Raw genomic sequence first — 12,808 nt, 5'->3', positions numbered from 1 at the left:
TAGTACAATCTCCGAACTGTGGCAGCACATTATCAGATCGTCGGTTCCACCTCCGCCGCGATTTCGGCAAGCGTCGAATCCGGCATCCGCGCCGGTGACCTCGCGCCGGGCGACGCCCTGCCCGCCGTCCGCGCGCTCGCCGCCGACCTCGGCGTCAGCCCGGCCACCGTCGCGAAGGCGTACCAGGAACTGCGGCAACGCGGCCTGGTCGCGACCGCCGGCCGGCACGGCACCCGGGTCCGCCCCCGCCCGCCGGTCGCCGCCCGCCGCGCCGCGCTGCTGCCACCGCCCCTGACCGGCGGCCGCGACCTCTCCGCCGGTCAGCCCGACCCCCGGCTGCTGCCCCCGCTCGGGCCGCACCTGGCCGCGCTCGCCGCCGAGATCGGACCCCCCGGCGGGTACGCGACCGACGCCGTGCTGCCCGACCTGGCCGCCCTGGCCCGGGACCGGCTCGCCGCGGACGGGGTGCCGGCCGCCGAGCTTACAGTCACCGGCGGTGCGCTCGACGGCATCGAACGGCTGCTCGCCGCCCACCTGCGCCCCGGCGACGCGGTGGCGGTGGAGGACCCGGGCTGGGCCAACCTGCTCGACCTGATCGCCGCGCTCGGGCTGCGTACCGTCGGGGTTCCGGTGGACGACGAGGGCCCCACCGTGGGCGGGGTCCGGGCGGCGCTGGCCGCCGGGGTCCGGGCGCTCGTGGTGACCAGCCGGGCGCAGAACCCGACCGGGGCCGCCGTCTCGGCCGACCGGGGCGACGCGCTGCGGACGCTGCTCGCCGGCCGGGCCGACCTGCTGCTCATCGAGGACGACCACGCCGCCGAGCTGGCCCGCGTACCCCTGTGCCCGCTCGCCGGGGCGACCCCGGCGTGGGCCTTCGTCCGGTCGGTGAGCAAGCCCTACGGGCCCGACCTGCGGCTGGCGGTGCTGGCCGGCGACGAGGCCACAGTGGCCCGGGTCGCCGGGCGGGCACGGGTCGGCGCCGGCTGGGTCTCCACGGTGCTGCAACGCCTGGTCGTGTCGCTCTGGCGCGACCCGGCCACCGCCGGGCTGGTACGGCACGCGGCGGACAGCTACGACCGGCGGCGCGACGGGCTGGTGGCCGCGCTCGCCGCGCGCGGGGTGGCCGCGCACGGGCGTACCGGGATCAACGTCTGGGTGCCGGTGCCCGACGAGACGGTGGCGGTCACGACGCTGCGCGACGCCGGGTGGTCGCTCGCCCCCGGCGGCCTGTACCGGATCGCGGCCGCCCCCGCCGTGCGCGTCTCGGTCAGCGCGCTGGACGAGGCGGACATCCCCGCGCTCGCCGACGTGATCGCCCGCGCCGCCCGGCCCACCCCGGCCTTCACCGCCTGATCGCGGCAAGCGCTCGCGTGGGCGGCTGCCGAGGGGGTAGAACGGTCGGCATGGCCGAGACCGAGAGCGCCCCCGGAGCGCAGGAGTTCATCCCGCCGTCGGCGGACACCATCGACGAGCTGCGCGCCGCGGCGGGCGGCTGCCGGGGCTGCGAGCTGTACCGGGACGCCACCCAGACCGTCTTCGGCCGCGGCGACGAACACGCCCGCGTGGTCTTCGTCGGCGAACAGCCGGGCGACATCGAGGACCAGAAGGGACTGCCGTTCGTCGGCCCGGCCGGACGGCTGCTGCGCAAGGCCGTCGACGACGCCGCGCTCGACCCCGCCCAGATCTACCTGACGAACGCCGTGAAGCACTTCCGGTTCGAGCTGCGCGGCAAGCGGCGCATCCACCAGACCCCGGACCGGGTGCACGTCACCGCCTGCCGGCCCTGGCTGGTCGCCGAGTTCGCCCGGCTGCGCCCGGAGATCGTGGTGGTGCTCGGCGCCACCGCCGCCAAGGCGCTGCTCGGCCCGTCGTTCCGGGTGACGAAGCAGCGCGGCGAGCTGATGCCCTGGCCCGCCGCCGCCCAGCACCCGGAGGACTTCGAACGGGTGCCGGTGGACCGGACGGGCGCGGTCGCCGACGCCCCGGCGGCCCGGTTGCTCGCCACCATCCACCCGTCCGCGGTGCTGCGCGCCGACAACCAGGACGTGGCGTACGAAGGGCTGGTCGCCGACCTGAAGGTGGCCGCCAAGGCGCTGCGCTGAGTCAGGAGCGCTGCTGCCAGGTGCAGAGGCAGACCCGGTTGCCGTCCGGGTCGGCGAGCACCCAGAAGTTCGGCGCCTCCGCGTCGCTGACCAGCGTGCCGCCCGCCGCCAGCGCGGCAGCGATGCGCGCGTCCACCTCGGCCGGGTCGACCCACACGTCCGGGTGCCACCGCTGCCGGGGCTCGTCCCGGCCGGAACGCTGGAACCAGATCGTCGGCAGCACGCCGTCCGGGTCGCGTACCTCGTCGTCGTCCGGGCCCCGGCCGCCCGGCGACTGCCAGGCCAGGACCGCCCGCCAGAACGGCAGCACCGCCGCGTGCTCCGGGGTGTCCAGCGCCAGTTCCAGGCGGGCCAGCCCGGCCGCCGACAGGGTCAGCCCGGCGTCGGCGGCCAGCGCCGAGATCGTCCGGGCCAGCCGCAGGTCACGCTGGGTCACGCCGCCCGCGTCGTGCGACCACAGCCGAACGTCGACGTGGGTGTAGCGCAGGTCCAGGTCCGGATGATGGTCGACCCGCTCGGCCTCCGCGCCCACCGCGGCCACCAGCGCCAGCCCGGCCGCGAAATCGGGGGTACGGACGCGCGTCTGCAACGCCCCCAGCAGGTACGTCCACCCGTCCAGCCCGGCCTCGGCGACCTGTTTCCCCGTGAGTGTGCTCATCCCGCCATCCTGGTCCACCGCGCGATGGCGGGCCACCCCGCCCGGTTCGCCCCTGTCCGGCGCGGGTGAGCGGTGCCAGACTGGCCGCCATGGAGCAGCATCTCTACGAGCCCGTCCACGACGAGTTCCGTGACCTGTGCCGCCGGTTCCTGACCCGGGAGGCGGTGCCGCACCACGAGCGCTGGGAGGCCGACGGGATCGTCGACCGGGAGGTGTGGCGGGCCGCCGGCGCGGCCGGGCTGCTCGGCCCCGACGTCGATCCCGAGTACGGCGGCGGCGGACAGCGCGACTTCCGGTTCAACGCGGTACTCGACGAGGAGATCGTCGCGTCCGGGTGCTCGGGCCTCGGGTTCGGGCTGCACAACGACGTGGTCGCGCCGTACCTGACCGAGCTGACCACCGGCGACCAGCGCAAGCGGTGGCTGCCGGGCTTCTGCTCCGGCGACCTGGTCACCGCGATCGCGATGAGCGAGCCGGGCGCGGGCAGCGACCTGGCGGGCATCCGCACCACGGCGGTCCGCGACGGCGACAGCCTGGTCCTCAACGGGCAGAAGACGTTCATCACCAACGGCGAGATGGCCGACCTGGTGGTCGTGGTGGTCAAGACCGCGCCGGACCAGGGCGCGCACGGGGTGAGCCTGGTCGTGGTGGAGGACGGCACACCGGGCTTCAGCCGGGGCCGCCGGCTGGCGAAGGTCGGGTTGAAGGCCAACGACACCGCCGAGCTGTTCTTCGACGACTGCCGGGTGCCGGCGGAGAACCTGATCGGCGCCGAGAACCAGGGCTTCTACCACCTGATGGCCAACCTGCCCCGGGAACGGCTGAGCATCGCCGTCGCGGCGGTGGCGGCCTGCGAGAAGCTGCTCGCGCTCACCATCGAGTACGCCCGCTCCCGCGAGGCGTTCGGGCGGCCGATCGGCCGGTTCCAGCACAACCGGTTCCTGCTGGCCGAGCTGGACACCGAGGTCACCATCGCGCGGACGTTCGTCAACCACTGCGTCACCGAGTTCAACGCGGGCCGCCTGTCGGTGACCGACGCGGCGAAGGCCAAGTGGTGGACCACCGAGTTGCAGACCAGGGTGGCCGACCGCTGTGTGCAGCTGCACGGCGGCTACGGCTTCATGGCCGAGTACCCGGTGGCGAAGGCGTGGCTGGACAGCCGGGTGCAGACGATCTACGGCGGCACCACCGAGATCATGAAGGAGATCATCGGCCGGGGCCTCGGCCTGTAGCGAAACCGGGTTGCCGGTCGAACGGACCGGCGGGGGAGGATGGGGCATCCGTCCTCACCAGGAGCGCGCATGTCCACCGACCTGACCGCGCCGGCCCCGCCCCGGCCCGACGTCGCCGGCATCCAGCGGCGTACCGTCCGGCTGCTGTTCCTCACCCAGATCATCGGCGGCATCGGCGTCACCATCGGCATCTCGGTCGGCGCGCTGCTCGCCGCCCGGGTGGCCGGCACCGCCCTGGCCGGGCTGGCGCAGAGCGCCGGTGTGGTCGGCGCCGCGCTGCTCGCCATCCCGGTCACCCGGCTCATGGCCGCCCGTGGTCGCCGGCCGGGGCTGGTCCTCGCGTACGTCGTGGGCGCGGTCGGCGGCGTGCTGGTCGTGGTCGCCACCGTGACGCGCCTGGTGCCGCTGCTCTTCGTCGGCATGCTGCTGTTCGGCGGCGGCACCGCGGCCAACCTCCAGGCCCGCTACACCGCGGTGGACCTGGCCGAGCCGCAGCGCCGGGGGCGGCAGCTCTCGCTGGTCGTCTGGGCCACCACCATCGGCGCGGTGGCCGCGCCGAACTTCGCCGCGCTCGCCGACGACACCACCCGGGGCTGGGGCCTGCCGGCGCTGGCCGGCCCGTTCGCCTTCAGCGCCGTCGCGTTCACGCTCACCGCCGTCGTACTCCTGGTCCTGCTGCGGCCGGACCCGCTGCTCACCGCGCGCCGGCTGACGGCGGCCGAGCCGGCACCGGGCGCCGCACCGGCGGTCAACCGCCGCGGTGGCATGGCCGCCGCGTGGCGCACGGTACGCGGGCGGCCGGCCGCCCGCCTCGGCATCGCCGCTGTCGCGGTGGGGCACCTGGTGATGGTCGCGGTGATGTCGATGACCCCGGTGCACCTCGGCGAGTGGCACTCCGACGCGGACGTGCTACCAGTGGTCGGCCTGGTGCTGAGCCTGCACATCGCCGGCATGTACGCGCTGTCGCCGGTGGTGGGGTGGCTCACCGACCGGTTCGGCCGGCGGCCGGTGATCCTCGGCGGGGTGGCGCTGCTGCTGGCCGCGTGCGCGGTGTCCGGCACCGCCGGGCACCACACGCCGCTGCTGTCGGTGGGGCTGACGCTGCTCGGGCTGGGCTGGTCGGGCACGATGGTGGCGGGCTCGACGCTGCTGTCGGAGTCGGTGCCCACCGCCGACCGGCCCGGCGTGCAGGGCCTGTCCGACCTGCTCATGGGGCTGGCCGGGGCGGGCGCGGCGGCGGCGAGCGGGTTCGTCATGCGAGCCGTGGGGTACCCGACGCTCACCCTGCTGTCGGCGATCGCGGTGGTGCCGCTGGTGGCGCTGGCGCTGCGCCCTACCGGCACGGCACCACTCGACGAGGAGGACTGAACACGTGCGGCTGACCGACTTCTGGACGCGGCTGGAGGAGGCGTTCGGCCCGGGGTACGCGGCCAGCATCGCCAGCGACCAGGTGCTGTCCCAGCTCGGCGGGCGGACCATCGAGCAGGCCCTCGCCGCCGGTGAGGAAACGCACGTGGTCTGGCGTGCCGTGGTCGCCGCCTACCCGGACCGGGTGCCCGCCCGACTACGCTGAGCAGCCTTTTCGTCCATCCCGCGTGTCGCTTGCCCAGTCGTACACCTGTTCGGCTATTGTCCACAGCGGGGTGCTCGTCCACAGCTCACGGCCCGTCGGCTGGTTTTCTGTCGGACCCAGCGCCTAGCGTGTCCCGCGTGACGCGAAGCTCAGGAAAGACGCCGGCGAAGGCAGGGGTGGCAACGATGGCAGCAGGGCCTGACCGGGAGAAGGCGCTCGACCTTGCTCTCGCTCAGATCGACAAGCAGTTCGGCAAGGGTTCGGTGATGCGGCTGGGGGAGCGGCCCGTCGTGCAGACGGCTGTCATCCCGACCGGCTCCATCGCGCTCGACGTGGCGCTCGGCGTGGGCGGTCTGCCCCGCGGCCGGGTGGTCGAGATCTACGGTCCGGAGTCCAGCGGTAAGACCACCGTCGCCCTGCACGCGGTGGCGAACGCCCAGCGCGCCGGCGGCATCGCCGCGTTCATCGACGCCGAGCACGCGCTCGACCCGGAGTACGCGCGGGCCCTCGGCGTCGACACCGACGCCCTGCTGGTCTCCCAGCCGGACACCGGCGAGCAGGCGCTGGAGATCGCCGACATGCTGGTCCGCTCCGGCGCGATCGACATCATCGTGATCGACTCGGTGGCGGCCCTGGTGCCGCGCGCCGAGATCGAGGGCGAGATGGGCGACAGCCACGTCGGCCTCCAGGCCCGGCTGATGAGCCAGGCGCTGCGGAAGATCACCGGTGTGCTCAACAACACCGGCACCACCGCGATCTTCATCAACCAGCTCCGCGAGAAGATCGGCGTGATGTTCGGCAGCCCGGAGACCACCACCGGTGGCCGTGCGCTGAAGTTCTACGCCTCGGTCCGGCTCGACGTGCGCCGCATCGAGAGCCTCAAGGACGGCACCGACGTGGTCGGTAACCGCACCCGGGTCAAGGTCGTGAAGAACAAGGTCGCCGCGCCGTTCAAGCAGGCCGAGTTCGACATCATGTACGGCAAGGGCATCTCCCGCGAGGGCTCGCTGATCGACGTCGGCGTGGAGCAGGCGATCATTCGCAAGTCCGGCGCCTGGTACACCTACGACGGTGACCAGCTCGGCCAGGGCAAGGAGAAGGCCCGCGAGTTCCTCCGCGAGAACCCGGACGTGGCAGCCGAGATCGAGAAGAAGATCCTGGAGAAGCTCGGCGTCGGCACCGGCGGTGCCGGTGACGCCACCGGTGGCCCGGAACTGCCGCCGGTCGACTTCTGATCCGCTGACCCGTGGCAGGACGACGCGCCCGTACGGGCCGGGGCTGGGATGCCGGTCCACCCCGTACGGGCGACGCCACAGGTACGCCCCGGCCTCGCCGGGGACGCCGTGATCGCGCGGCGGAGCCCGATGCAGGGGAGGCTCCGGCTCCGCCGCGCGACGAGGCCGAGGTGGCCCGGGAGATCTGCCTGCGGCAGCTCGCGGTGCGCCCGCGCACCCGGGCCGAGCTGGCCGGTGCGCTGGCCCGGCGCGGCATCTCCGAGGAGGTCGCCGAGCAGGTCCTCGACCGGTACGACGAGGTCGGCATCGTCGACGACGCCGCCTTCGCCCGCGCCTGGGTGAGCAGCCGGCACAACGGCCGTGGGCTGGCCCGCCGTGCGCTCGCCAACGAGCTGCGCCAGCGCGGCGTCGACGGCGAGGTGGCCGGCGCGGCCCTGGACGGGCTGGACGAGGAGACCGAGGCGCAGACCGCCCGCGCCCTGGTGGAGCGCAAACTGCGCACCGCCCGGGGCGAGCCGGACGCGGTGTTCCGGCGCCTGGTCGGGATGCTGGCGCGCAAGGGCTACCCGGCGGGGGTGGCGATCGGGGCGGTGAAGGACGCGCTGGCCGCGCAGAGCGCCGAGGCGGCCGAGTTCGCCGAGCACATCGACGCCGACGCGATGGCCGACGCCGAGCACGACCTGGACTCCCGCCGGCTCGACTGACCGACCGGCCGCCCTTGTCGCGGCCGCCGACCCAGGAGAGGCGCCACACCGGTGCTGAAGGCGTGTCTCAACGGCACACGACGGCGGGACGAGCATCCCGCCGTGCCGCTCACCCCGGCCGAACTGGCCGCCGACGCGGTCCGCTGCGCGACCGCCGGGGTGGCGGCGGTGCACGTGCACCCGCGCGACGACAGCGGCGCCGAGTCGATCGACCCGGCCGTGATCGCCGCGGCGGTCACCGCCATCCGCGACGCGTGTCCCGGCCTGCCGGCCGGCGTGAGCACCGGCGCCTGGATCGTCCCCGACCCGGCCGCGCGGGTCGCCGCCGTCCGCGCCTGGACGGTGCTGCCCGACTTCGCCTCGGTCAACGCGCACGAGCCCGGAGCGGCCGAGGTCGCCGCCGCCCTGCACGAGCGCGGCGTGATGGTCGAGGCCGGTCTGTGGACCCCGGCAGCGGTCGACGCCTGGCGCCGCTGGGCCGCGCCGACCGGGCGGATCCTCGTCGAGTGCATGGCCGAGCAGGTCGAGACGGCGCTGGCCGACGCGGCGGCGATCCTCGGCGCGCTGCCCGGCGAGCACCCGCCGGTGCTGCTGCACGGGGAGGGTCCGGCCACCTGGCCGGTGTACGCCGAGGCGGTCCGTCGTGGCCTGCACACCCGGATCGGCCTGGAGGACACGCTGCTGCTGCCCGACGGCACCGAGGCCCCCGACAACGCCACCCTGGTGACCACAGCCCGAGCCACCGCCGCCCGCTGACCCACCCGGGACCGCCCCGCCCCACCCCGCCCTGTCCCGCCCGCCCAGCCCTGTTGATCATGAAGTTGACGGCAATTCTCGTCCGGTTTGTCCAGGCCAACTTCATGATCGAGCCCGTCAACCTCATGATCGTGCGGGGAGAGGCGGGTCAGAAGGTCGTCGCGCCTCCCTGCGCCGGCATGCCTGCGACAGCCCGGTTGGCTCGGCGCGGTGATCAAGGAGTTTGTGTCACCGGAGGGCCCTCGGGGTGACGCCAACTCCTTGATCGCGTGGGGGGTGCGGGCGGCGTCGATGGGGGAGGGGGCCTGAGCAGGTCGGGAACGGCGAGCAGTGGCGCTGAGGGGGCGGGGTTTGTCCGGGCCTGTCCGGCATCTGATCACCGCTGAGTGACGCTGCAACTTCTCTCCGTCCGGGTGGTTTGATCATGACTCCTTGACCGAACGGCCCCTCGCGACCTAGCCTCGCCATACAGGCTCACTTTGCCCGACCAGCGCAGGCTAAGCGCACAACATAGATCTCGTAACAGAACAGCATCACTTTGGCCAGCTACACCGGCCCTTGACGGGCGCTCCGGAGACCCCGGAGCCTCCGACAACTGCAACCGGCCCGCCAGCGGTGCCCCACAGGGGACACCGCCGACGGAAAGCTGCCCACAGCCAGCCGCTCCGGTCGGGCGTCCAGAGTCGCAGGCGCGTGTCCTTCGCGCGTGTCCTGCGGCGCCGACGTTCAGGGGGAGGCGGCCATGGCAGGGCGGCACAGGTTCACCGGCGGTCTGCCACACGGCCCCGATTCCCTCCGGGCGGGTGACAGCCCGGCCACCGAGCCCGGACGGCCCGGCAATGCCGGCCGAGCGACAGGAGCACGGCGGAACGGCGACGCCGGCCGGGCGACAGGAGCACGGCGGAACGGCGACGCCGGCCGGGCGACAGGAGCACGGCGGAACGGCGACGCCGGCCGGGCGACAGGAGCACGGCGGAACGGCGACGCCGGCCGGGCGACAGGAGCACGGCGGAACGGCGACGCCGGCCGGGCCGTCGAGTCCCGACGTGCCGGCGACGCCGGCCGGGCCGTCGGAGCAGGGCGGAAGCACGACGCCGGAGCCCGGCGCGCGAGCGCGTCCGCGTACCGGTGCGGAGCGGCTCGATGAGCGCCTTCGACGTCGTCCTCCTCCTGGTCGTGCTGCTGCTGGTCGTGGTGGTGGTCGGCGCCGTGCTGTTCGGCGTGCGTGCCCTCAAGCGGCTCAGCCTGGCGCCCGCGCCGGAGGACCCGGCCTTCATCGCGGAGAAGGATCGGCAGGAGCAGTCCCTCGCGGCGTTGCGGACGGCCGCCGACGAGGTGAACAGCACCATCGACGTGGCGAAGTCCGCGGCTGCGGCGGCGCGGGCCGAGGCGGCTGCCGCCAAGGCGGAGGCGAAGGCGGCCCGGGCCGAGGCGCGACGGGTGCTCGACGACGCCCGCGCCGAGGCGGACACGGTGCTGGAGCGGGCGCACAAGCAGGCCGAGGCCGACGCCGAGCAGTTGCGCGCCACCGCGCGGCGCAGCGGCGAGCGGGAGGTGGCGGTGCTGGCCGCCACCACCCGGGAGCAGGCGGCCGAGGTGGAACGCCGGGCCGCCCGGATGGACGAGCGGGAGCGGCTGCACACCGAGGAGGTGGAGCGGCTGGCCGAGCGGGAGCGGCAGCTCACCGCCGCCACCGCGGCGCTCGCCGCCCGGGAGGCCGCACTGGCCGAGCGCGAGCGGACGCTGACCGAGGTGGAGGAGCAGCGCCGCCGCGAGCTGGAGCGGGTGGCCGGCCTGACCGCCGACGCGGCGCGCGCCGAGCTGGTCGAGTCGATCGAGGGGCAGGCGAAGCGGGAGGCCGCGCTGCTGGTCCGGGAGATCGAGGCGGACGCCCGGGGCAGCGCCGAGCAGCGCGCCCGCAACATCGTGGTGGACGCCATCCAGCGGGTGGCCAGCGAGCAGACCGCGGAGAGCGTGGTCAGCGTGCTGCACCTGCCCGGCGACGAGATGAAGGGGCGCATCATCGGCCGGGAGGGGCGCAACATCCGCGCCTTCGAGTCGGTCACCGGCGTCAACCTGATCATCGACGACACCCCCGAGGCGGTGTTGCTGTCCTGCTTCGACCCGGTGCGCCGGGAGGTCGGCCGGGTCACGCTGGAGAAGCTGGTGCTGGACGGCCGGATCCACCCGCACCGGATCGAGGAGGTCTACGACCTGGCCCGGCAGGAGGTGGAGGAGCTGTGCCTCCGGGCCGCCGAGGACGCGCTGGTCGAGGTCGGCATCACCGAGATCCACCCGGAGCTGGTCACGCTGCTGGGCCGGCTGCGCTACCGGACGTCGTACGGGCAGAACGTGCTCAAGCACCTGGTGGAGACCGCGCACATCGCCGGGGTGATGGCCGCCGAGCTGCGGCTGGACGTGCCGACGATCAAGCGGTGCGCGTTCCTGCACGACATCGGCAAGGCGCTCACCCACGAGGTGGAGGGCAGCCACGCGATCATCGGCGCGGACGTGGCCCGCAAGTACGGCGAGAGCGAGGACGTGGTGCACGCCATCGAGGCGCACCACAACGAGGTGCCGCCGCAGACCATCGAGGCGGTGCTGACCCAGGCGTCGGACGCCTGCTCGGGTGGGCGGCCGGGCGCGCGGCGGGAGAGCCTCGAGGCGTACGTCAAGCGGCTGGAGCGGATCGAGGAGATCGCGGCCGGCAAGCTGGGCGTGGAGAAGGTCTTCGCCATGCAGGCGGGCCGGGAGATCCGGGTGATGGTCAAGCCGGACGACGTGGACGACATCGGCGCGGCGGTGCTGGCCCGGGACGTGGCCAAGCAGATCGAGGAGGAGCTGACCTATCCGGGTCAGATCCGGGTGACCGTGGTGCGCGAGTCCCGGGTCACCGAGATCGCCCGCTGAGCGACGGCAGGACGGAGAACGGGCGGGTGGGGGACAACCCCCACCCGCCCGTTTCGTGTCCGTCGACTCACAGAGGCGTGACGCCGGTCCCGCCGTCGGTCTGCGTCGCCGGCACCGGCTTGGCCGCGCTGCGCGGCAGCCGGGTCAGCCGCTTCTGCAGCCACCAGGCCAGCACGGACAGCAGGCCGCAGATGGCGATGTAGATGGCCGCGACGATCAGGTACGTCGGCACGTACGGCAGGCCGAACGCCAGCCGGCCGCCGATCTGCTTGCCCACGAACAGCAGCTCCGGGTACGTGATGATGAAGCCGAGCGCGGTGTCCTTGAGCAGCACGACGAGCTGGCTCACGATCGCCGGGAGCATCGACCGGAACGCCTGCGGCAGCAGGATCAGCCGCAGCACCTGGTTCTTGCGCATGCCGATCGCGTACGCGCCCTCGGACTGCCCGTACGGCACGGCGTTGATGCCGGCCCGGAAGATCTCCGCCAGCACCGAGCCGTTGTAGAGCGTCAACCCGATGACCAGCGCCCAGAACTTGTCGATCGGCCAGCCGTACTGGAGCGGCACGTAGTAGCCGAAGAAGATCAGGATCAGCAGCGGGATGGCCCGGAACAGCTCCACCACGAACGTGGCGGGCGCCCGGAACAGCACCTTGTCGCTGAGCCGGGCGCTGGCGAAGAACGCGCCGAACAGCAGTGCCAGCACGGTGGCGACGGCGGCGACCTTCAGCGTGGCCCAGAGGCCGTTCAGCAGTTCCCGCTGCACGGCCGCGTACTGGAACTGTTCCCACTTGCGGGCCTCGAACTGACCGGTCTCGTTGAACTTGTAGACCACGAACGCGATCAGCGCGACGATCGCCGCGATCGAGACGATGCCGAGGATCCGGTTGCGCATCCGGGCCTTCGGGCCGGGGATGTCGTAGAGGACGCTGCTGCTGCTCATCGGGCCACCGCCCACTTGCGCTCGAGGATCCGCTGGAGCACGACCAGCGGGATGATCAGGATCAGGAAGCCGATCACGATCCAGGTGAGCACGATGAACTGCGGCTCACCCCGTTCCGACATGTACGCCGGGATGGCGCCGGCCTCCAGCACGGAGAAGCCGGCGGCGATCGTGGTGTTCTTCAGCATGGCGATGAGCACGCTCATCATGGGCGGGACCATGGCCCGCAGCGCCTGCGGCAGCACGATCAGCGTGAGCACCTGGGCGAACGTCATGCCCAGCGCGCGGGCCGCCTCGGCCTGTCCGGTGGCTACCGTATTCACGCCGGAGCGGACCACCTCGCAGATGAACGCCGAGGTGTACGCGATCAGCGCGATGCAGGCGCTGTTGAAGTAGTCGATGTTGACGTCCAGCTTCGGCACCGCGAAGACGAGGAACGCGAACACCAGCGTCAGGGGAGTGTTGCGCACCAGGTTGACGTAGGTGGCGCCGAACGCCCGCAGCGCGGGGACGGGGGACACCCGCATCGCGCCGAGCAGCATGCCGAGGACGAGACTGCCGACGCCGGCGATCAGGAACAGCTTGACGGTGTTGTAGAACCCCTCGCGGAACAGGCTCGCGTTGTCCGTCAGGACGCGGAAGAACTCGCCCATACCTCGCTCTCACTCTCTCCAGACGGGACCGGGCGGGGAGGA

Annotated in this window: 11 protein-coding genes and 1 pseudogene; 9 read left to right on the top strand and 3 right to left on the bottom strand. The window is 73.4% G+C overall.

Annotated elements, in window-relative coordinates:
- Positions 1-18 precede the first annotated feature (18 nt).
- Both V6U82_RS03755 and V6U82_RS03750 read left to right on the top strand, forming a co-directional pair.
- Positions 19-1,353, top strand: coding sequence for an aminotransferase class I/II-fold pyridoxal phosphate-dependent enzyme (locus V6U82_RS03755; RefSeq protein ID WP_334459208.1), 1,335 nt, complete (start codon positions 19-21; stop codon positions 1,351-1,353).
- Between the two features lie 50 nt (positions 1,354-1,403).
- Positions 1,404-2,102 carry a UdgX family uracil-DNA binding protein gene (locus V6U82_RS03750; protein ID WP_121686670.1) on the top strand — a complete coding sequence of 233 codons (699 nt, stop codon included), beginning with the start codon at positions 1,404-1,406 and terminating at the stop codon, positions 2,100-2,102.
- A gap of 1 nt (position 2,103) precedes the next feature.
- Here the strand turns inward: V6U82_RS03750 and V6U82_RS03745 are convergent, their stop codons facing one another.
- Positions 2,104-2,760 carry a 4a-hydroxytetrahydrobiopterin dehydratase gene (locus V6U82_RS03745; protein ID WP_128138935.1) on the bottom strand — a complete coding sequence of 219 codons (657 nt, stop codon included), beginning with the start codon at positions 2,758-2,760 and terminating at the stop codon, positions 2,104-2,106.
- An 89-nt stretch (positions 2,761-2,849) separates the two neighbouring features.
- Here V6U82_RS03745 and V6U82_RS03740 point away from each other — a divergent pair, with 89 nt between their 5' ends.
- From V6U82_RS03740 to rny, 7 genes and pseudogenes are all read left to right on the top strand, one after another.
- Positions 2,850-3,992 carry an acyl-CoA dehydrogenase family protein gene (locus tag V6U82_RS03740; RefSeq protein WP_128138936.1) on the top strand — a complete coding sequence of 381 codons (1,143 nt, stop codon included), beginning with the start codon at positions 2,850-2,852 and terminating at the stop codon, positions 3,990-3,992.
- A 69-nt stretch (positions 3,993-4,061) separates the two neighbouring features.
- Positions 4,062-5,374, top strand: a pseudogene (locus V6U82_RS03735) (MFS transporter).
- Positions 5,365-5,565 (top strand): DUF3046 domain-containing protein, encoded by a 201-nt coding sequence (locus V6U82_RS03730; RefSeq protein WP_091190932.1) that lies wholly within the window; start codon positions 5,365-5,367, stop codon positions 5,563-5,565. The pseudogene V6U82_RS03735 and the gene V6U82_RS03730 overlap by 10 nt, the downstream one beginning before the upstream one ends.
- A 185-nt stretch (positions 5,566-5,750) precedes the next feature.
- A complete protein-coding gene (recA, locus tag V6U82_RS03725; protein ID WP_073830227.1) occupies positions 5,751-6,800 on the top strand; it encodes a recombinase RecA in 1,050 nt (349 codons plus the stop codon).
- Positions 6,801-6,811: 11 nt separating this feature from the next.
- Positions 6,812-7,504 (top strand): regulatory protein RecX, encoded by a 693-nt coding sequence (locus tag V6U82_RS03720; RefSeq protein WP_334459200.1) that lies wholly within the window; start codon positions 6,812-6,814, stop codon positions 7,502-7,504.
- 51 nt (positions 7,505-7,555) lie between these two features.
- Complete coding sequence (locus V6U82_RS03715; protein WP_334459199.1) at positions 7,556-8,260, top strand: 3-keto-5-aminohexanoate cleavage protein; 705 nt, start codon at positions 7,556-7,558, stop codon at positions 8,258-8,260.
- A 1,143-nt stretch (positions 8,261-9,403) separates the two neighbouring features.
- The gene (gene rny / locus V6U82_RS03710; protein WP_334459198.1) at positions 9,404-11,170 is read left to right on the top strand and encodes a ribonuclease Y; all 1,767 of its coding nucleotides are present in this window, start codon (positions 9,404-9,406) and stop codon (positions 11,168-11,170) included.
- Positions 11,171-11,237: 67 nt separating this feature from the next.
- Here rny and V6U82_RS03705 read toward each other — a convergent pair whose 3' ends face one another.
- Both V6U82_RS03705 and V6U82_RS03700 read right to left on the bottom strand, forming a co-directional pair.
- Complete coding sequence (locus V6U82_RS03705; protein WP_128138145.1) at positions 11,238-12,113, bottom strand: amino acid ABC transporter permease; 876 nt, start codon at positions 12,111-12,113, stop codon at positions 11,238-11,240.
- Complete coding sequence (locus V6U82_RS03700; RefSeq protein WP_013284735.1) at positions 12,110-12,766, bottom strand: amino acid ABC transporter permease; 657 nt, start codon at positions 12,764-12,766, stop codon at positions 12,110-12,112. The genes V6U82_RS03705 and V6U82_RS03700 overlap by 4 nt, the downstream gene beginning before the upstream one ends.
- Positions 12,767-12,808 lie beyond the last annotated feature (42 nt).

The sequence above is a fragment of the Micromonospora sp. CPCC 205554 genome (assembly GCF_036902745.1).
GTDB classification, from domain to species: domain Bacteria; phylum Actinomycetota; class Actinomycetes; order Mycobacteriales; family Micromonosporaceae; genus Micromonospora; species Micromonospora tulbaghiae.
Note: the sequence above shows the minus strand (reverse complement) of the source record. Positions and strands in the feature narration are given on the sequence as shown.